This window comes from Bdellovibrio bacteriovorus (assembly GCF_025558485.1).
Lineage (GTDB): Bacteria > Bdellovibrionota > Bdellovibrionia > Bdellovibrionales > Bdellovibrionaceae > Bdellovibrio > Bdellovibrio bacteriovorus_G.
Genome location: NZ_CP102930.1, coordinates 2,513,929 through 2,533,004, shown reverse-complemented (window position 1 = coordinate 2,533,004; position 19,076 = coordinate 2,513,929). Strand labels below are relative to the sequence as shown.

Genomic DNA, 19,076 nt, shown 5'->3' with positions numbered 1-19,076 from the left:
CCTGATTCAGGGGCAAGTCGAGAATAGAGGTAATTATGAAAAGTATGACTGGGTACGGCACCGCAAGAGTTCAGACCAAAGACGTCACTGTGGAAGTGAGCATCCGTTCCGTGAACGGTCGTTTTTTGGAGCCGCGATTTCATTTGCCAAGAGAATTTGTTCCCTATGAAGGGGAGTTGAAGAAGGTTCTGGGCGCGACTTTGTTGCGCGGGACCGTGGATATTTTCGTATCCCGCCGTGTGAAAAATGTGGCGACCAAGGCGCAGATGACCGTGAACGATGCGCTGGCCAAAAAATATATGGCGGCTTACAAACATCTGTCCAAAGAGTTGGGCGTTCCCATGAATGTTCATCTTGAAGCTTTGGCGCGTCTGCCGGAAATTATCAAAATCGAGGACAGCTATGAACTGTTCAGCGGTGAAGATAAGATTCTGAAGAAAGCTTTTACCCAGGCGTGTTCCAATTGTGACAAGGAACGCTCGCGTGAAGGCAAGTTCCTGCAGAAGGATCTTCAAAAACTTCTTCTGTCTTTGGAAAAACAGATCAAGGTTATCAGTGAGTTGCGCGGGGAAGCCAATGCACAACTTCAGGATCGCTACGAACAAAAAATCCGCGCCCGACTTAAAGGCAATGAAATCGACAGCACTCGTTTGTCCCAGGAAATCGTGATTCAGCTGGAAAAGGCTGACATCAATGAGGAACTGACCCGTCTGGCGGAACATATCAAAAACTACCGTCAGTTGGTGGGGGCGCAACAGGCCGAAGGGAAGAAACTTGATTTCTACACCCAGGAGCTGCTGCGCGAAGTGAATACGATCGGGTCAAAGTCTCAGGTAGCCAAGATCACATCGGCTGTGGTAGAAGCTAAAACCCTTATTGAAAGACTTAGAGAACAGGTACAAAACGTACAGTAATTATGAAAACGCGCATGATTATCGTCGCCGCTCCAAGTGGCGCAGGAAAAAGCAGCTTTGTTGAAAGGATCACTCGGGAAGATGCCCGTTTGGTGGATATTATTACTTTCACAACGCGCTCCATGCGCAAAGGGGAGTCCGAGGGACAACCCTATAACTTCATCACTCACGAGGATTTTGAAGCCAAAATCAAACAGGGCTTCTTTGTTGAGTGGGCGAAGGTTCATACCAACTTTTACGGCACTTCTTTTGAGTCTTTGGAATCGGCTTGGAAGCAGGATAAAACCGCGATTATGGATATTGATATCCAAGGGGTTGTGACCTTTAAATCCAAGTTTGAGGACGCCAAGACCATCTTTATCCACCCACCATCCATTGACGAGCTGCGCCGCAGAATCGAGAAAAGGGACGGGAAGGTGCCAGCGGACATCGAGGTTCGTATGGCCAATGCGGAAAAAGAGATCCAAGAGGCCTCTAAGTTCGATTATCAGATCGTAAACGACGTGTTTGAGCAATCCTACGCGGAATTCAAAAAAATCGTTGAAAAATTGCTAACTTAGCAGTAATTTAGCCAGATATATTTTTTCGGAGGCGTAATGGCTCGTGTAACCGTTGAAGATTGCTTGGAAAAAGTTCCTAACAGATTTGCTCTTGTCCTAATGGTGGCTAAGAGAGCGAAGCAACTTCTTAAAGGAGCGGAAGCAACAGTTTCCACTCGTAGCAACAAATACATCGTCAGCTCTTTGCGTGAAGTGGCAATGGGCAACGTGGGTTACCAGGAAAGTTTGGAAGCCACAGAAGCAATTCGTCAGATCGAAAAGGACTTGAACAAGTAGTCCCTGACAAAATGCGATTTCCCCTCGGGGGAAGATGAAAAGGGAGGTCAAAAGCCTCCCTTTTTTGCGTTTTAAGGGTCCCTAAAGATGAACCGGTCTCCACTTTGGGCGAGTCGGCAAAAAACCAGTAAAATTAGTAATTTATTTCAGGTAGGCTAACTTATATGTTTAGTCTCCTGAAAGAGGATGGCTTATCCAATAAGCCGGTCAAAACAGTCGAAGATCTCCTGATTCGCATTCGTGCTTACTATCCGAATGCGGATCTGAAAGTTATTGAAAAAGCATATTCGTTTTCAGAGAAAATGCACGAAGGTCAAATTCGCCGCAGCGGAGAGCCATACATTTCTCATCCTCTTTCTGTCGCGGCCATTCTTGCGGATTTCCATTTGGATTTGGATACAATTGCCACAGGTCTTTTGCATGACACTGTTGAAGACACCGCAGCCACTTTGGAGGACATCCGTCGTGAATTCGGGGATGTGATTGCGCATCTGGTGGATGGCGTGACCAAGATCGGCCAGATGAAATTCAAAAACAGTCACGAAAAGCAGGGCGAAAACATTCGCAAGATGATCGTGGCCATGGGTAAAGATGTGCGCGTGGTTTTAGTGAAACTCGCGGACCGTTTGCACAACATGCGAACGCTGAACTTCATGCCGTTTGAAAAGCAGGAGCGCATTGCTCTTGAGACTTTGGAAATTTACTGTCCGCTGGCGGGGCGCATGGGTATCAGTGCGCTGAAGATTGAACTGGAAGATCTTTGCTTCCGGTACTACCGCCCGGACATGTATTACGAGCTGGTTCAACAAATCAAAAAGTCTGAATCCGAACAGAATCGCTACATCGAAGAGGTTAAGCAGCTGATCGGTAAAGAGCTGACCAAGGCGGGCTTCCGCTTTGAAGTGTATGGACGTTCAAAGCACTTGTGGTCCATCTATCGTAAAATGCAATCACGTAACATCGACTACGATCAGGTTTATGACGTACTGGCGTTCCGTGTGCTGGTGGATTCCGTGGCGGAATGTTATGCGGCGCTGGGACTGGTGCACTCGTTATGGAAACCGATCCCGGGGCGATTTAAGGATTTCATCGCCATGCCAAAGACCAATAACTATCAGTCTTTGCACACCACGGTGATGGGCCCGGGTGGGGAGCGAATCGAAATTCAGATCCGTACACAGGAAATGCATCTGGTGGCGGAAAAAGGGATCGCCGCACACTGGAAATATAAAGAACGCGGCAAGATGGTGGATGACGGTGATTTGCAGCAGGCGAACTGGCTGCGTGATCTGGTGAGCTGGCATCAAAATGTGCGCAATCCGGATGAATTCCTGGATACCGTTAAAACCGATTTGTTTGAAACTGAAATTTATGTCTTTACGCCCACAGGTGATGTGCGTGAGTTCCCGGAAGGGGCCACACCGGTGGACTTTGCCTTTGCTGTGCACACGGAACTGGGGAACCGCATTGTCGGAGCCCGCGTGAACGGGCGCATGGTGCCGCTGAAATACCAGCTGCAAAACGGGGATACGGTGGAGGTTGTGACCTCCAAAACGCAGGTGCCATCGAAAGACTGGCTGAAGTTTGTTGTTACCAATAAAGCCAAATCCAAAATCCGCGCCTTCGTAAAAGAAGAACAGCGCCGTCGTGCAATCATGCTGGGCAAGGAGCTTGTCGAAAAAGAGTTCCGCAAGTTTGGCATGGCTGCGGTGAAGTATCTGAAAGGCCCGGTCTTTGAGTCGTACTTGAAAGATCACGGTTTGGCGGATCTGGATGAATTGTATGTCACGGTCGGTTACGGAAAGCTGGAAACGCGTATTTTGGTGGAAAGACTTTCCCCGGAAAATATCGCCAAGGAAGCTGCCAAGACCGAAGATTCCAGCTTTATGGAAAAGGTCATGCGCGCGGCGACTCAGAAAACGCGCAAGACCAATTCCCTGATCAGTGTGGATGGAATGGACGACGTGCTGGTGCACTATGCGAAATGCTGCCATCCGATTCCGGGGGACCCGATTGTCGGATTTATCAGTCGGGGACGTGGTATTTCCATTCACCGTAGTGACTGTCGCAAGGCTTTTGAATTTGATCAATTACGCAAAGTGGATGTGACCTGGAATGTGAAGCAGGCCGGGGAAGGTCAGGAGCGCATCGTGCGCCTGAAGATCGTTTCTCAGGACGTGCCGGGGTTGTTGAAGCTGATGTCCGAGGCGTTTGCGCAACAGGGGATCAATATCCAGTCCGCGCAGATTCGCACCACCAAGGATAAAAAAGCGGTTTGTAATTTTGAGGTCAGTGTCCGTGACTCCAGTCAGCTGAATCAGGCGATATTCGAGATTCAGAAGATCAAGGGGATCATTGGAGTCACCCGTGTTATTCACTAAATTAAAACGAAATTTGCATTACGTGCTGGCGCTGTCAGTTTTGACAGTGGCCTGCGTGGTGCTGTTGGGCTGGGTGATTCAAAGCGCTTCTGCGGTTCAGGTGCGCGAGGACTTTGCCCCGATGGTGGTGAACACCGCCATCAGTTTTTTCCTGATCAGCCTGTCATTTCTGATTCAGCAGGGGAAGTTTCACAGGCTGGCCAAGTATCTTAGTGTCTTTGTCGGATTGTTGTCTGCTTTGACGTTGCTGGAGTATCTGACGGGTTTTGATTTCGGGATTGATCAGCTTTTTGTCCCGGCCTTTTATTCCATGGGGGTCAGCGCCCCTGGGCGCATGGCGATCAGCACGGCTGTGTGCTTTTTGCTTTTAAGTCTGTCGGATCTTTCCATTGGCAGCACTTACGCCAAGCGCATGGCGAAAGTCACCATGAGTTCTTTGGTGTTTGGGTTTGGTCTTCTGGGTTTTCTGGGATATTTCCTGAACTTTAGCTCTGAATACGGCTGGGGTAATTTTTCGCGCATGGCGATTCATTCCGCCCTGTGTTTTATATTTCTGGCGACCGCCCAGATTTGGAAAGTGCGCATCAATGTCCGTGGTGAAGAAGACGGACGAACGGCCACCGTGCCAATTTATGTGGTGCAGATCGGTGTCCTGTTGTCTGTGATCATCTGGCAGCTGTTGCTGTTTAAGGACATCGAAAGGAACCGCAGTGTCACGGCGGTCCGGGCCGAGGGTTTTAAAATCAAGTTGGACGGATCTTTTATACCACTGGAAAAAGCTTTGGGGCACATGGCCCGTCGTATGGCCGCCGGAGCTTATGACAATGAAAACATGTGGCGACTGGATGCCAAGTTTTATTACGAGGAGTTCAAGGGCATTCGTCGCCTGATGTGGGCGGACCCGAAGCTGACCATGCGCTGGCTTTATCCGCTGGATGATTTCAGTAAAACCATTTTGAACAACACGATGGGGCGTTCTGAGGAAATTTCGCAGGCATTGGAAGAAGTCCGTGTCAGCGGGCAGCCGCGTGTGTCCCGGGTCTTTGAAATGAAATCCGGCGGACGGGGATTTGGAATTCTGGTGCCTGTGATGAGCAATCAGAAGTTCCTGGGTGTGGTTACGGCAGCGATGGATCTTAAGACCTTCATTGACCGCTTCGCGCGCACTGAAGGTTATCATGTGTCGATTCTTCAGGACGGTAAAGAGGTCTATCGCAGTTATGAATGGGACCCGGTTTTTTCCCGGGATTGGGCATCGCAGGTTCGTTACAGTAATTTGGGTGTGAACTGGGTCATTTCCTTTACTCCGACAAGCGGGGTGATTCGTCAGAACACTTCGGCACTGCCGCAAATGGTTTTGGTTTTCGGGGTCAGCATTACAGTTTTGCTGGGGTTGGCGTTAAGCTTTTATAACCGCGCCACTGAACTGGGAAAAAGAGCCCGGGCCGTGGCGGACTGGAAGTCCGCAGCGATGGATGCGACACCCCTGATGATGGTTTCGTTGGATGAAAACGGCATTATCCGTGAAATGAACAGTTCTGCGGAATCTTTGACCGGATGGAAATCCGAAGAACTGGCCGGGAAAGCGGTGCTCGCCTTGTTCCATGATCATCAGGACATGACTTTGTTCCGCATGAAAATGGAAAAGGAAATGGGCCGGCCTTTGCCGGGATTAGTGGACCTGATTGAAGCCATGTTTACCCTGGGTTACAACACCGCTTCGGACTGGGTGTTTGTGGGACGTGACGGTCGTCGTTTTGAAGGCACGCTGTCCGTTGGAAAAGTCGTCGATGAAAAAGGCCATACAACAGGCTATCTGGCGGTGGTTGAGGACGTGACGCAAAAACGTCTGAAAGAACGGCAGCTAAAAGAGCAGGAAACCAAAATCATCACGTCTTCGCGTCTGGCCTCGTTAGGGGAGATGGCGGCGGGGATCGCTCACGAAATCAACAATCCGCTGACCATCATCAACGGTCACTTAAGTGTTTTGCGCAGACTTTTAAGCACGCGCGGACTGGCTTCGGACATGGAAGTGCAGAAGCGTCTGGAAGTGGCCGAATCGACCACCAATCGCATTGCCAAAATTGTCAAAGGCCTGCGCTCTTATGCACGGGAATCTGATCAGGGTGGTAAAGAGCAGGTGGTGGTGGAGGCCATCGTGGAGGACACGCTGGCCTTCTGTGCGGATAAATTCAAAAGCGAGGGCATTGAGCTGGTGACTCGTTTGGAGCCTCATCTGGAGGTTTTTGTTCGTCCATATCAGATTTCCCAGGTGCTCTTGAATCTTCTTAACAATGCGGCAGATGCCGTGGCGGGATGTTCTGAGCGTCGTGTGGTGATTGAGGCTGCGGCCCGTAAGAACGGCGTGGAAATTTCCGTGACTGATTCCGGGGCGGGAGTGCCACCTTTCTTAAAGGAAAAAATCATGGAGCCATTCTTTACGACCAAAGAAGTCGGCAAGGGTGTGGGGCTGGGGTTGAGTATTTCTCAGGGGATTATTCAGGCCCACGACGGGAAGTTCTATCTGGACGACAGTTCGCCGAAGACACGTTTTGTGATTTGGCTTCCTAAAGATTCCAGGCCCAGCCGGCTTTGATGGAAATCATGCTGGCTTTGACGGTGTCTGAAGGCGGGAACATATTGTATTCGATGCTGATGGGGACATAGTTTTTGCGGCTCATCTGTACATCCACGCCGCCACCGACAGTGAAAACCTGATTGGTGGAAATTTGTGATTCATTCAAAGCGCTGCTGCTTTTGGAAAGCGCCAGCAGATAGCCCATGCCACCGCCCACCCAGACGCGGTACTTGTCCTGCAAAGGATACCATTTCAAGAGCCCATACAAAGACAGGTAGTTGATCTTGGCATCACAGTTTGTACTGCTCTGACAGCCAGCCGACGATGCGGAACCCGTGACATTGAACTGTTCAATGCCAGCAGCGCCACGGCCCACCAGACTGGAGTTCAGAGCATAATCATAAAAGCCACCCACGCCAAAACCACTTCCGGCCATGCTGGCGGAGGTTTTTAAAACAGTGCCAAAACCAGGATCACGATAGGTGATATCCGCATCCATCGTGGACATCAGGTAACCTCCGGTCACACCCCAGGAGTCTTTCAGGACACGCAGGAAGCCCGAACTGTTGCTGACACTGCTGCTGGATTCAGAAGGGGAGGTGACATCGGCACTCATTGAAGACGGGGCTTTGGCTTGCAGGGTAGAACCGCTGACGGCCTTTCCGCGCAGAACATCACCCAGGGCTTTTCCCGGTTTAATTTGTTTAATACGAATGATGGCGATGCGTTTATGTGTGTCCGGATTGATCAGATAAAATTCATCGCCCACTTCGGCGGTATCACCATCCAGGTTGATCAGAACACGTTGTCCTTTGACGGCGGATACGGTGGCGGCAAAGGACGCAGAAGAAAAACTAAGAAGCAGGCAGATGGTAAAAAGGCGGGCTCTGAAAATCACGGGGCCTCTTTCTATTCAAGTGTCATCAGGTTGTTTTCAAGCTCTCGGATGAATTGATCTTTGTAAAGTGTCCAGACAGTTTCATTGGCGAACTGATAAATGCAGGATTGCGTGGTCTTGTCGCTTTTTTGCAGGGCTTTGACTTCGATGGCAGAGCCGCGCTGAGTGCGCCAGATTTCCAGATCCGGTTCGGAAAGAACCAGTTCGTAGGTGTGGGCGGGGAATTCCTCGTGGAACCAGGTTTCCAGTTTGCCTTCTTTTTTGCAATTAATGAGCTGGAAAGAGGCACCCGCAACTTTACCCGGAGCTTCGGATTCAAATTGCTTACGGCCATCCGAGCGGTAAACCGTGCAACCGCCAAGAAGAAATACAGCAAGGGTGGAAAGTACAAAAGCCTTCATAACCCTTTTATTATAGGGCATTTAAAAGGCAAAAAAAAAGCCCCGAATTTCTTCAGGGCTTTCGGCTTATCTAAAACGGGATTTCGTCGTTGCTGTTGAAGCTTGGCTCCGGACCGAAATCTTGGAAGTTGAAATCGTCGTTGCCACCCATGGAGTTGCTGGAGGATTTTTCACCTGTCGCGCCACCCAGGAATTGAACAGTGCTGGCCACGATTTCAGTCGTGTAGCGCTTTTGACCTTGTTGGTCTTCCCATTGACGAGTTTGCAGTTTGCCTTCCACGTACACTTGGCGACCTTTGGAAAGGTGTTTGCCACAGATCTCAGCAAGCTTGCCCCAAACTGTGATGCGGTGCCATTCAGTGCGCTCTTGTCTTTGACCGTCTTTAACCCATGTTTCACTTGTTGCCAGATTCAAACGCGCAACAGTGCTGCCGCTGCCGATAGCTTTCACTTCAGGATCAGCACCCAAACGACCAACAAGGATAACTTTATTTACTCCAGACATATTCCCTCCAATAATTGACCCATTCGTTTTTGGTCAGTTTAAGAGTGAAGTCAATAAGGACTTCATACTCGGATTTTATTGTGAAGAGGGGTGAGCAATTATTAGGCAGAGCCCCGCATCAAGTTAACCAAGGCGGGGCTGAATGGGGCGTCTTAAATTCGGACTAACGCACAGCCCCAATACTCGGCGGCATCATGGGATTGCTGGCAGAGACCTTAAACTTGTACTGAGAACCATCGGACGTCTGTGTTTTATAGCCGTCAATAAACGTCAGGAACAGGGCTGCACGCTCTTGGAAGCTGCGTTTGGTGCGCAGATCCACTTCGATATTATAGGCCCCGATTTGATGTCCAAATGAGTTTCCACGGTTCACGATTGTCAGACCGATCTTACCTTTGATCGTACCGTACAGCTCATCTCCGGGTTTGCCAATGGTGCCGGTTTCAATCACGAACTGACCGGCGGCCAAACGGCCTTTTAATTCCACTGTGCTCAGTTTCAAATCCGGCAAAGTCAAAGGCCCCATCGGGGTGTTGACGTTGGAAGGGGGAAGCTCGAACTGATTGATGGAAAGATTCATTTCAATATCGGGCTGTTCCTGAAAACTCAGATCCGCCAGCACTGTGGATTCCAGATTCAACTGACCTTTCAGCAGAACTGGCAGATTGGCCATTTCGCGCAAATCGTGCAGGGAAATTTTCTTCGCGCTGACTTCGATCTTGTGGCGTTCGGCTCCGTTTTCAGTTTTGGAACCTTTACCGACCTGAACATCCACGTCGCCTTTTAATAATCCCTTGGCAGAAACATGCCCATAGGGCTTTTGCTGAATCAAACCACGCACCGATGGCGTGATGACCAGTTCCTGCGCGGAAATTGCCGGAGTTCTTAAGGACTCGATATAAACCTGATCCATCTGTACGCCGGGCTGCGGGAACAAGCTCATTTTCAGTTTTTCAAACTGTACATACACCGAGTTGTTGCTCAGGCGGGACACTTGCGAGGAAATCAGATCACTTAGGTCATCAAACGGGAACAGCAGAAAAACAAACACCAGTGTGGAAAACACCATCACGGCAATTTTGCCTTTGCTTTGTCCGATCAATTTCAAAAGCTGACGAAGTTGTTCCATGCTTATTCATCCCCGCTGTTGCGGTTTTTACGACCACGAGGAGGCTCCGCGGGTTCTGGAGCAGGGGGTGCCGGAACGGCCAGTGCCACCAGCTTGTAAACCACATCAAAGTAACGGCTGTCTTCGCGATTGGCCGTCATGATCAGGTCTTTTAATTTCACGCTGGAGTTGATGCTCTGGAACTGATGACCCAGATCCAGAACCTGACGCAGATTCAATTTCACCAGACTGACCTGCAACAAACCTTCCGTCAGATTTTTAGGAACCAGGTTGGAGGTGTTTTCCTGAATCTCTGTTCCCTGAACTTGTTCCGGCAAAAGATTGGCGGCTTTGATCTGGTTGTCCACGTTATTGCGAATCATATCCATGGAAGGGGCCTGGGGAATCTGCGGAACGTCCGAAGATTCACGGCTGACCTTCAAAAGCTCGCGAATGGTCATGCGTTTGCTTTCAAATTCACCCACATATTCGTTGGACTGTGTGTATTTACCATAGGGAATGGACAGAACAAGCAACGTCAGCAAAGCCGCGCCACCCACCACAGTCAATTTCTGCATGGGCGGGGTCATGTTTTCATAGCGGTCACGCATTTGATTGTAAGCGGTGCTTTCCTGAATACGTTCCCAAGTGGCGCGAGAGTCAGCGATAAATCTTTCTTTCAAATCGTCAAAGCTGCTCATCGGGCCACCTTCTCAATATTGCGATCCACGTTGAAACTGAATGAAAACGCCGTGCGACCCGGCATCGGATTCAAGCGGCTTTGTCCCTGTTTCACCTGACCATCTGTGGAAACATTGGTCAGTGCCTGTTGTAGCAGGCTCATTTCTTTTGGTGAATTCACATAGCCTTGCAAAATCACCTGCTGGTCCTGCACAGAAAGCTGCTGAATATCCAGAGTGATTGTGGATTTCGGAGGAACGGCATCATTGATCTTTTTGGTAATGTCCAGGGCCGAGTTCATGTTGGCAACACTGGCCAGAGTCTTCAGATCAGCCGCGCGTTTTTTGTTGTCGCGAATGTACTTGCGAATGCCGTTTTCAGAGGCTGCGCGGCCCTTAAGACCCGCCACTGTCTTGGCCTGGGATTTCAACACTTCCTGAGTGCGATCCGCCAGACTTAAGGAAAAACTTTCGCGCAAAGTGGTATAGACAAACAAAACCACCAAAGCCGCAGTTGCAACCTTGATTGTGGAGCCCCATTTTTCCCAGAACATTTTGAACTGATGATTTTCCTTGGCGAAATCGCCACGCAGGAAGTTCAGCGGAGGGTTGCGCGGTTTTTTGAAGCCTTCCAATGCCAGCCCCAAAGCCACGCCCATCTTCGCACCGTTAGCCACGGAACGTTCAAAGTTGATGTTCGGGGTTTGATCCAAAGCGGACACGCGGTTCACCGGAACTTCCAGAACTTGTGTCAGGAAAGGCCCCAGATTCTGAATCTGCGAAACGCCACCAGTCATACTGATGCTGTTGATCTGGGCGTTAAATTCACTCTTCAGTTCCAGAATAGCCAGTTGCAGATCACGCGCCATTTCACGAACACATTTGGCAATGGTATCAGAGAAGGTGACCTGATCGAAAGTCGCACCCTGTTTGTTGGTCAGAATAAACGCCTTGGTCTGCAATTCCTTGATGGCCTCGATAAACGGAATTTCATACTTTTGCGCAATGGCTTCTGCGATATTTTTGCCACCCCAAAGGATGGAGCCGACCTGAATCAGCGAGCTGCCTTCAAAGGCACACACCAAAGTGCGGCTGTGTCCGATGTGCAAAGCCAAAGTCACCTGTCGTGCCGGCTTGGCCTCATCATCCATGGCAATGGCCGGAGCGGCCACCGCTGGCGGAGCTTCATTCCATTTTTCAAAAACGTTGGAATAAGCTGTGCCTTCAGCTGAAATCAGGAACGGGTCCATATTGGAATCCTGCGCCCGTTGAATCATGTTCTGAACGTGAATTTTCGGAGCCGCACACGCCAGAATCTCAGCCCCCGAACCCACGGTGCGGATGATCTTTGCATCAAAGATGGCGTTGTCTGCGGAAAAAGGCAGATCCTCTTCCAGTTCAAAAGCCAAACTTTTGGCGATTTTCAGACGATCATTGAACGGGAAGAATTTGTGACGAACCGCCACACGATTTTGTGGCAAAGCAAAAACAAAACGAGTCTGAGCCGGATCATAAAGGCTGGCAAAGTCGCGCAGATATTCCAGAATCTCAAGTTCCTGATCGTGTCCTGGAGCAATTCCTAACGGATGCTCCATGCACTGAGTGACTTGAAATCCTTTGGAAGTGGACTGCACTTCCACAATTTTAATACTGCTGGAACCGATGTCTATGCCGAGAGATTTCAAAGCAATTCCTCCATGAACTGGCTTTGGTCTAAGTCTATGCGAGGATCGCCTTGGTGTATAGCCCTAAGTTGTCGGCACGCCATCCATGGCTTGGCGGTGTAGAGCTGGTTTTTGGTCCAGCCCTTTTTGTTATCTTTCGTTCCAATAGACTATTCTTGGGGGGCCTTTTTGGGTTTGCGCGGATTGGGATTGTTGTTGGCCCTGCTGGCCTTGTTGACCGCTTTGTTGTTGCTGCTGTTGTTGGCCCTGGGTCTGTTCTTTTTTGACGTAGGACTTTACCTTGTCGGCGGTTTTTTGCAGGTTCATCACGATGGCGGTGATCTCGCGGGAGGCACCGGCGAATTCTCCGGTGCTGCGGATTTTGAAATTGATCACGCTATCACAGATCAGGGGAATTTCTTCGACTTTGCCTTCCGGGCGGACGCCTTTGCTTTCCACGAAGTTCCAAAAATCGTCGCTGCCGCCGGTTTGGTTGCATTTAAACGGGCCACCTTCGTCGGCATTGTCCCTGCGTTTCATGATTTCTTTCACCACTTCCGTGGTCATCGCCGGGTCCAGGGATTTTAACACTTCGGCGCTGGCCAGATTCGGGTTGATGCCCTTCATGCCGTAGATGGTGACCCTTGGGGCCAGCAGGTCAAAGAAGACGTCGTTCATTCCCGGAACCATGTGCAGTTCTGCAATTGTGCGGAAACCGCGATTGGGTGGGTAGTAATCGCTTTGAGATTCCTGATTTAGCTCGGCGTAGTTGGATCTTTTGTCGCCACCGTTCAGGGATGTGGATTTGGCGCTCATCCAGTCGGCAATGCTGTTGATCAATTCATCAAAGCGGGTGCCGGAATATTCTCTTTCAAAAGCTTCATCTTCTTTTTTCTTCTGTTCAAAAATATTCAGAAGTTGCTGCTTTGTCACTTCCCGCAGGGATTTTGACGGGGAGGCCAGATCGTTCAAATCGATTTTAGAACCTTCATCCTCGATAGTGACAAAATAACCGGCATCCATTGAAGAATCTTTGACGGCTTTTTTGAAGTTGTCCTTGTCGATGGCGCTCAGTTCATCCGGGATGGGGAGCGGCCACGCAAACGGGAACTGCCAGATTTGATCCAGCATTTTTGTATCACCCAATTTGTCGCCCAGTTTGCTTTGGGCTTGTTGATAAATTTTGATGCGCAGAAGACTTAACTGCATGCCGGACTTTGCGGCGTAGTACGCCTTGATGCGGTTTAAGCCCTGGGAATTTACAATGTATTCCACGTTGGAATCATACGAAACCTCCATGGCAATCCACATAATCAGCATGATACAGGCAATTGCAATCATCAGGGCGATGCCGCGGCGATTATTGAGCGGGCGGTTGAGTTCTTGGCCAAGAGCTTTGATTGCCTTGAGCATTTGCACCCTCCTCAGGATTATTCGGGAAATGAATGGGAACGATCAGTTGCATGGAATATTTTTTACTTTTCCCGGCGATTTTTTTGTCCACCGTCACGGAAATTTCAACGGCTTGCGGGAATTTTCCTTTGCTGGCAGCGTCGCCCTGGGCATCTGTTCGCCACGAAGAGGCCCAGTCCTGTTTGCCCTTACCCATGTAGCGCAACTTGAACTCGGTCACGTGCTCCAGTAACGCCACTTCGTCGCCACCTTTGGTGACATCCAAATCAACATACGGGGAGCTTCTGCGCCACAGGCATTTCGAGGAGCCTCCGCCCTCTGTCAGGCTTTTGCAATCACGCAGACTGTAGCCGACTTCGATGAAATCCGCCTGACGGGAGTTGCGCACAGTGCGCGCATTGTTCATGGTCACAAAATTCAAACTGTCTTCGGTGCCAACCCAGTGAGTTTCAGGATCACGACGGGGGACCTCGCGGCGTTCTTCCTGTTGCTGGGTTTGGGCTTCGTTGGTCAATGGCCCCGGATCGCCACCGGGGAATGAACCACCTGCGGGGATGGTGCCGCCGCCGGATTGGGTTTGATTTGCGGGCTTTTTCTTGACCAGTTGCTCGATTTCTTTTTCCAGATCGCGATAGTGATAGGCCAGATTGATGTCGCGTTCAAGCAGGCGCAAGGCATCGCGCATGCGGGACACATCGTCGATCTGGTCCTGTAGTTTTACTTTGGCTTTCACAGCCTGTTGAATGGACTGTGCCGTCAGCAGGGTCAGGGTGCCCAGAATCGTGATCGTGATCATCAGTTCAATCATGGTGAAGCCCGAGGATTTTTTCATCATCACATCCCCGGCATCGAAGGAAGTGGAAGTTCCTTGTCATAGTCCACAAAATACTGAGTCGCGGAAAATTCCATCGGTTTTTTCGCGCCTTTGTAGATCACCGTGACTTTGACCTCTTTGATGGATTTTCCCAAATGTTCTGTCAGGGTTTTCATCACGGTTAAAGCCATTTCATCCGCACCACCAGCCTGGGCTGTCAAAGTGGCGGAGATATCAGGCACCTCAAATTCTTTGGAGGTCATTTTCCACGAGTATTGAGAGTATTCAGAGCCGAAGTCGTCTTCGGTTTCTTCCGGAATGGAGTCCAGAGGTTTTCCGGCATATTCCAGTTCGATTTCGGTCATTTTGCGTTCAAGTAAAGCGGTAACTTCGGTGGAAAGCTGGGTCTTGCGCACGCGCATGAAACTGCCGCTCCAGGAGTTTGCCAGAAGCATAATCCCTGAAGACAGAATCACCATCGCAATGACGGTTTCAATCAATGTGAATCCGTTTTTTTTCACCGTTGGATGTCCTTTAACGAAGAAGCTTTCTCTATGATATCAGCTTGACCCGTTAAAGGATTAAAAACAAGAGTCCAAGTTAAATTATTTCCATTTGTGATCTGCACAGCAGAGGCCTCCACAAAGCCTTCGGGGAAGAAATGGATGTAGGCGACTCCTGAAGTCATAGGGGACTTCATATTCACAGTTTCCACAGAGCCAAAGCGCAGGCCACCGGGAAGCTCTTTTTCCTTTTTCAAAAGGGACTTATCCATCTGAAACAGAGGAGGTGGGGCATCATCGCCGGTCGCTTTTTCTTTTTCATAGGCTTCTGGGTCCACGGCTTGCGGGCCATTGGCGCGCTCAATCCAGTATTTGGGTTCATCAGCTTCCATACTGATTGCCAGACGATATGTGGAGTTGGTTAGACGGGCTTTGTTGCGAAGTTCTTTGCTAAGAACGATAAAATTGCGGGCGACCGCTTTGATGTTGCCTTCGTTGTTCTTTAAAAGGCGAGGGGCTCCCACTGTGATCAAGGCGGCCATAATGGCCAGCACAATCATGATCTCGATAAGAGTGAAGCCCCTTTGAGAAGACATCGGGATTAGTTCAAATCCTCAAGTGTGATGTCTTTGTCGAAACCGGAACCGCCTTCGCGGCCGTCTTTACCCAAAGATTTCAAAGAGTACTCGCCACCATCCAGTTCGTAAACCAGATCATGACCGAATGGATCTTGAAGTTTTTTAGTGTAGTAAGGTTGTGGACCCCAGTTAGAGCAATTTGGATCTTGCTTTGTCAGACCTTCCAAAGATTGAGGATATTTGCCGCAATCAGTGTAGTACATGGAAAGCGCGTTCACGATTTGAGTGAGCTGGATCTTGGCTTCTTTGGCTTTGGATTTATCCAATTGTCCCGTGATGTTTGGGAGAAGAAGAGCTGCGATACCACCGATGATGGCAAGGACGATCATGATTTCAATCAGAGTCATACCCTTGCGATTTTTGAGAAGAGACATACTTACTCCTTTTTACAGATGCTAATCCTAGCAGAGCCTTGGCCTAAGGTAAAGCAAAGTGCAGAGCGGCTGCTCGACCTATGTCACATAATAATCCCTGATGGCGTGTTTCGGTTTGATAACGATATTTGTCCCCAGACTGAGGGCTTAGGGATTGGAGTTGAGAGGTTACTTGAGGTTCCAAACTGGACCCAGCTGTATTTCAATGTTGAACAGGCGGGGCCTACCCCGCCACGTTGGCCATTTCAAACATTGGCACCATCACGGCCATCACGATCATACCGATCGCCGCCCCCATGATGACGATAACAACCGGGCCCATGATGCTGGTCAGACCTTCCAGTTTGGTTTTGACCTGAAAGTCATAGGCGTCAGAGACCTGACTTAGCATGTTTTCCAGTTCCCCGGTTTTTTCCCCGATGTTCACCATGTGAATGACAATCGGAGGAAATTGTCCGGATTTTTTCAAAGGACCGGCAATGGATTCCCCTTCGGAGATATTGCTGCGGGCCTCATCAATGGCTAATGCCAGAACGTGATTATCAACAACGTTACGAACGATATCCAGTGCCGCCAGCATCGGCACACCACCGTTCAGCAGGGTTGCCAGAGTGCGGGTGAAGCGGGACACAGCCACCATACGAACTGTCGGGCCCACCAAGGGAAGTTTTAGAGAGATTGCATCCCACTGATTTTTTCCAGCCGGGGTGTTCTTCCAGTTTCGGAACAGCAGGTAAATAATCATTATGCTGCCGATAATCAGATACCAATAATTCACGGCAATCTGGGACGCATCAATCAAAGCCACCGTGTACCAAGGAAGCTGTAATTGCGGTGCAGATTCAAAGACGGTCACCATTTTTGGGATCAGGAAGATAAAGAGGAAGCCCATCAAACCAAAGGTTACCACCAGCATGATGATCGGGTAGGTCATGGCGCTGCTGACTTTGGCGCGCAGATCGGCCTGAGCTTCGGTGAACTCTGCCAGACGCATCAGGATGACATCCAGACTTCCTGACATTTCCCCGGCTTCCACCATCGACACATAGATCGTGGTGAAGACGTTCGGGTATTTCAACATGGCTTTGTGCAGGGTCGAACCTTCATTAACCATGTTTTTACAGTCCGCTAGTGCTTCTGAAAGCGTTGGGTTTTCCACCTGCTCAGACACCGCGGTCAGGGCATCAACCAAAGGAATATTGGCTTTAATCAGGGTTGCCAGCTGACGGGTCATCAGGGACAGGTCTTTAACGCCGACAGCTTTTGTGGTGCGTGGACCGGATTTCTTTTTCGGATCGATTTTCTTTTTATCTTTGATGTCGATGACAAAGATATTGTCTTTTTTGAGTTTGGTGCGGGCCGCACGCTGATTTTCAGCGTCGATGGTTCCTTTGACATTTCTTCCGTCTTTCGACAGACCTTTATACTCAAAAATAGGCATTCGTGGTTACCTTAGTTAATTTACACTTCAATTGTGGCGGCGAGCCGCCTTTTTCTTTTGGGCCGGAGCTGGTTCAGCGCAGGGGCGAAGCCCCCGCGGCTCTCCGCGGCTGCCGCCGCCCTAAATATCCAATTGCGTATTGGAAGTCAGTTCTTCGATTGTGGTGATTCCGGCAAGGACTTTTTGAATGCCGTGGTCACGGAAGGTCTTCATTCCATTGGCAACTGCTTGTCTTTTAATTGTATTACCGTCTTTACGCTGCATGATCAATGAACGGATGTCATCTGTCACGACCAGCAGTTCTCCGATATTGGTACGACCGGAATAGCCTTTCTGCGAACAATGGTTGCAACCCATGGCTTTGCAGATGTTGGCTTTGTTGGCTTCTTCGCGGGTGATACCTAGAAGCTGGATTTCAAAATCCGTGGCTTCATGCGGAGCTTTACAGTGCGGGCAAAGAACGCGCACCAAGCGTTGGGCAATAACACCTGTGATAGAGGTCGCAATCAGGAATGGTTCCACCCCGAAGTCAATCAGACGTGGGAAGGCACCGGCAGAGTCATTCGTGTGCAGCGTGGAAAGAACCAAGTGACCCGTCAAAGAGGCCTGGATCGCAAGTTCGGCTGTTTCCAAGTCACGAATCTCACCGACCATGATGATGTCGGGGTCCTGACGCAGGAACGAGCGCAATCCGGCGGCGAAAGTCAGACCGATTTTCGAGTTCACCTGCACCTGACCAATCCCGTGGATACGTTGCTCCACCGGATCTTCAACTGTCAGGATGTTCACGTCCGGCTGATTCAACTTGGACAAAGCACCGTAAAGGGTCGTGGACTTACCAGAGCCCGTCGGACCCGTAACCAGAAAGATCCCGTAAGAGCGGGTCAGCAGGTCCTCTTCCAGGCGGGACAGGTTGTCTTGAGAAAAGCCCAGAGCTGCCAGTTCACGCACGACGGAAGATCTGTCCTGAATACGCATGACCAGACGTTCGCCAAAGGTCGTTGGAACGCAGGACAGACGGATATCGATGTCTTTACCGCCGACTTTCAACGGAATACGACCATCCTGAGGCAAACGCTTTTCGGCGATGTTCAGATTGGCCATAACTTTGATACGGGAAGTGATCGCATTTTGCAGTTTCTTAGGTGGTTTGAACACGTCGAACAAAATACCGTCCGTACGGAAACGCACGGCCATGTCTTTTTCATAAGGTTCGATATGGATATCAGACGCTTTTTCTTTTACAGCACGGAAAAGCAGACTGTTCACCATCTTGATCACCGGGGCATCGTCTTCGCCTGCCTCCAGCAAATCCACGATAGGATCGTCCAAATCATAATCTTCTTCGGCGATCTCGTCCAAGCCGGACAGATTGGCCGTGCTTTTTTCATAAACTTTATTGATGGCATCCTGAACACGCATGGACGTCGTGATCAGGGGGCGCACGCGTTTTCCGAACAACACTTTCATGTCGTCCAGAGCTTTCAGGTTCACCGGATTGCTGGTTAGAACCACCAGCAAATCAGAGTCCTCCTTGTAGGGAAGGACATTGTGTTGTTTGGCGTAATTGATGGGAAGATCACGGATAAGATCCACTGAAATTTCGCTGACAGGGATGTCGCGGATAAAATCCAGCCCCAGCTCCTTGCACAGGTCCGAGACCACTTCATCCGCCGTGGAAAATTCCTTCGCTGCCAAAGCCTCCCCGACGGTGACAGGTCTGACCACCGAAGGGTTGTTCAGGACCGAACGAATCTGGTCCTGAGTCAAAGAGGTTGATTTGGCTAGAATCGTTGAAACATCCACAGAGGCCATCAAGATAGGGCTGACCATTCTCTATGGATTGTTTAAAGAGATTAAATCCTAAAGAATGAAAGTCGCACAAAATAGGTGCACTTCCGTACTTATCAAATTCTGGGTCAATTAAA

The 19,076-nt window shown here is 49.8% G+C and carries 18 protein-coding genes; 5 read left to right on the top strand and 13 right to left on the bottom strand.

Translation table 11 applies throughout. The features are described from left to right. Window positions 1-35: 35 nt before the first annotated feature. From EZJ49_RS12455 to EZJ49_RS12435, 5 genes are all read left to right on the top strand, one after another. Entirely contained in the window at window positions 36-914 is an 879-nt protein-coding gene (locus EZJ49_RS12455; RefSeq protein ID WP_262552487.1) for a YicC/YloC family endoribonuclease, read from the top strand. A gap of 2 nt (window positions 915-916) precedes the next feature. Continuing rightward, a complete protein-coding gene (gmk, locus tag EZJ49_RS12450) occupies window positions 917-1,474 on the top strand; it encodes a guanylate kinase (protein WP_262552486.1) in 558 nt (185 codons plus the stop codon). 36 nt (window positions 1,475-1,510) lie between these two features. Further along, window positions 1,511-1,750 carry a DNA-directed RNA polymerase subunit omega gene (gene rpoZ / locus EZJ49_RS12445; protein WP_262552485.1) on the top strand — a complete coding sequence of 80 codons (240 nt, stop codon included), beginning with the start codon at window positions 1,511-1,513 and terminating at the stop codon, window positions 1,748-1,750. Between the two features lie 164 nt (window positions 1,751-1,914). Beyond that, window positions 1,915-4,131 (top strand): RelA/SpoT family protein, encoded by a 2,217-nt coding sequence (locus EZJ49_RS12440; RefSeq protein WP_262552484.1) that lies wholly within the window; start codon window positions 1,915-1,917, stop codon window positions 4,129-4,131. Beyond that, window positions 4,118-6,727 (top strand): ATP-binding protein, encoded by a 2,610-nt coding sequence (locus EZJ49_RS12435; protein ID WP_262552483.1) that lies wholly within the window; start codon window positions 4,118-4,120, stop codon window positions 6,725-6,727. The genes EZJ49_RS12440 and EZJ49_RS12435 overlap by 14 nt, the downstream gene beginning before the upstream one ends. Here the strand turns inward: EZJ49_RS12435 and EZJ49_RS12430 are convergent. From EZJ49_RS12430 to gspE, 13 genes are all read right to left on the bottom strand, one after another. Continuing rightward, window positions 6,699-7,607 carry a porin family protein gene (locus EZJ49_RS12430; protein ID WP_262552482.1) on the bottom strand — a complete coding sequence of 303 codons (909 nt, stop codon included), beginning with the start codon at window positions 7,605-7,607 and terminating at the stop codon, window positions 6,699-6,701. The genes EZJ49_RS12435 and EZJ49_RS12430 overlap by 29 nt on opposite strands. 11 nt (window positions 7,608-7,618) lie before the next feature. After that, window positions 7,619-8,008 (bottom strand): hypothetical protein, encoded by a 390-nt coding sequence (locus tag EZJ49_RS12425; RefSeq protein WP_262552481.1) that lies wholly within the window; start codon window positions 8,006-8,008, stop codon window positions 7,619-7,621. A 70-nt stretch (window positions 8,009-8,078) separates the two neighbouring features. Beyond that, window positions 8,079-8,513, bottom strand: coding sequence for a single-stranded DNA-binding protein (locus EZJ49_RS12420; RefSeq protein ID WP_262552480.1), 435 nt, complete (start codon window positions 8,511-8,513; stop codon window positions 8,079-8,081). Between the two features lie 163 nt (window positions 8,514-8,676). After that, window positions 8,677-9,642: a type II secretion system protein GspN gene (gspN, locus tag EZJ49_RS12415; protein ID WP_262552478.1), complete on the bottom strand. Its 966-nt coding sequence runs from the start codon at window positions 9,640-9,642 to the stop codon at window positions 8,677-8,679. A 2-nt stretch (window positions 9,643-9,644) separates the two neighbouring features. Next, complete coding sequence (locus EZJ49_RS12410) at window positions 9,645-10,322, bottom strand: hypothetical protein (protein ID WP_262552477.1); 678 nt, start codon at window positions 10,320-10,322, stop codon at window positions 9,645-9,647. After that, window positions 10,319-11,986: a pilus assembly protein PilM gene (gene pilM, locus EZJ49_RS12405; protein ID WP_262552476.1), complete on the bottom strand. Its 1,668-nt coding sequence runs from the start codon at window positions 11,984-11,986 to the stop codon at window positions 10,319-10,321. Before pilM ends, EZJ49_RS12410 begins: the two co-directional genes overlap by 4 nt. Window positions 11,987-12,115: 129 nt before the next feature. Continuing rightward, window positions 12,116-13,378 (bottom strand): general secretion pathway protein GspK, encoded by a 1,263-nt coding sequence (locus EZJ49_RS12400; RefSeq protein ID WP_262552475.1) that lies wholly within the window; start codon window positions 13,376-13,378, stop codon window positions 12,116-12,118. Next, the gene (locus EZJ49_RS12395; protein WP_262552474.1) at window positions 13,326-14,213 is read right to left on the bottom strand and encodes a type II secretion system protein GspJ; all 888 of its coding nucleotides are present in this window, start codon (window positions 14,211-14,213) and stop codon (window positions 13,326-13,328) included. The genes EZJ49_RS12400 and EZJ49_RS12395 overlap by 53 nt, the downstream gene beginning before the upstream one ends. Beyond that, entirely contained in the window at window positions 14,213-14,713 is a 501-nt protein-coding gene (locus EZJ49_RS12390; protein WP_262552473.1) for a type II secretion system protein, read from the bottom strand. The genes EZJ49_RS12395 and EZJ49_RS12390 overlap by 1 nt, the downstream gene beginning before the upstream one ends. Beyond that, window positions 14,710-15,291, bottom strand: a complete 582-nt coding sequence (locus EZJ49_RS12385; protein WP_262552471.1) for a Tfp pilus assembly protein FimT/FimU — start codon at window positions 15,289-15,291, stop codon at window positions 14,710-14,712. The genes EZJ49_RS12390 and EZJ49_RS12385 overlap by 4 nt, the downstream gene beginning before the upstream one ends. Window positions 15,292-15,296: 5 nt before the next feature. Further along, window positions 15,297-15,707 carry a type II secretion system major pseudopilin GspG gene (gene gspG, locus EZJ49_RS12380; RefSeq protein ID WP_262552469.1) on the bottom strand — a complete coding sequence of 137 codons (411 nt, stop codon included), beginning with the start codon at window positions 15,705-15,707 and terminating at the stop codon, window positions 15,297-15,299. A gap of 223 nt (window positions 15,708-15,930) precedes the next feature. Further along, window positions 15,931-17,148 carry a type II secretion system inner membrane protein GspF gene (gspF, locus tag EZJ49_RS12375; protein ID WP_262552468.1) on the bottom strand — a complete coding sequence of 406 codons (1,218 nt, stop codon included), beginning with the start codon at window positions 17,146-17,148 and terminating at the stop codon, window positions 15,931-15,933. 120 nt (window positions 17,149-17,268) lie between these two features. Next, entirely contained in the window at window positions 17,269-18,981 is a 1,713-nt protein-coding gene (gene gspE / locus EZJ49_RS12370; RefSeq protein ID WP_262552467.1) for a type II secretion system ATPase GspE, read from the bottom strand. Between the last annotated feature and the right edge of the window lie 95 nt (window positions 18,982-19,076).

Coding starts and splice junctions, on each gene's coding strand:
- gspF (WP_262552468.1), bottom strand. CDS start 17,148: ATGCCTATTTTTGAGTATAAAGGTCTGTCGAAAGACGGAAGAAATGTC.
- EZJ49_RS12385 (WP_262552471.1), bottom strand. CDS start 15,291: ATGTCTTCTCAAAGGGGCTTCACTCTTATCGAGATCATGATTGTGCTG.
- EZJ49_RS12410 (WP_262552477.1), bottom strand. CDS start 10,322: ATGAGCAGCTTTGACGATTTGAAAGAAAGATTTATCGCTGACTCTCGC.
- gmk (WP_262552486.1), top strand. CDS start 917: ATGAAAACGCGCATGATTATCGTCGCCGCTCCAAGTGGCGCAGGAAAA.
- EZJ49_RS12440 (WP_262552484.1), top strand. CDS start 1,915: ATGTTTAGTCTCCTGAAAGAGGATGGCTTATCCAATAAGCCGGTCAAA.
- EZJ49_RS12395 (WP_262552474.1), bottom strand. CDS start 14,213: ATGATGAAAAAATCCTCGGGCTTCACCATGATTGAACTGATGATCACG.
- EZJ49_RS12425 (WP_262552481.1), bottom strand. CDS start 8,008: ATGAAGGCTTTTGTACTTTCCACCCTTGCTGTATTTCTTCTTGGCGGT.
- EZJ49_RS12420 (WP_262552480.1), bottom strand. CDS start 8,513: ATGTCTGGAGTAAATAAAGTTATCCTTGTTGGTCGTTTGGGTGCTGAT.
- EZJ49_RS12400 (WP_262552475.1), bottom strand. CDS start 13,378: ATGCTCAAGGCAATCAAAGCTCTTGGCCAAGAACTCAACCGCCCGCTC.
- EZJ49_RS12455 (WP_262552487.1), top strand. CDS start 36: ATGAAAAGTATGACTGGGTACGGCACCGCAAGAGTTCAGACCAAAGAC.
- gspE (WP_262552467.1), bottom strand. CDS start 18,981: ATGGTCAGCCCTATCTTGATGGCCTCTGTGGATGTTTCAACGATTCTA.
- gspG (WP_262552469.1), bottom strand. CDS start 15,707: ATGTCTCTTCTCAAAAATCGCAAGGGTATGACTCTGATTGAAATCATG.
- rpoZ (WP_262552485.1), top strand. CDS start 1,511: ATGGCTCGTGTAACCGTTGAAGATTGCTTGGAAAAAGTTCCTAACAGA.
- gspN (WP_262552478.1), bottom strand. CDS start 9,642: ATGGAACAACTTCGTCAGCTTTTGAAATTGATCGGACAAAGCAAAGGC.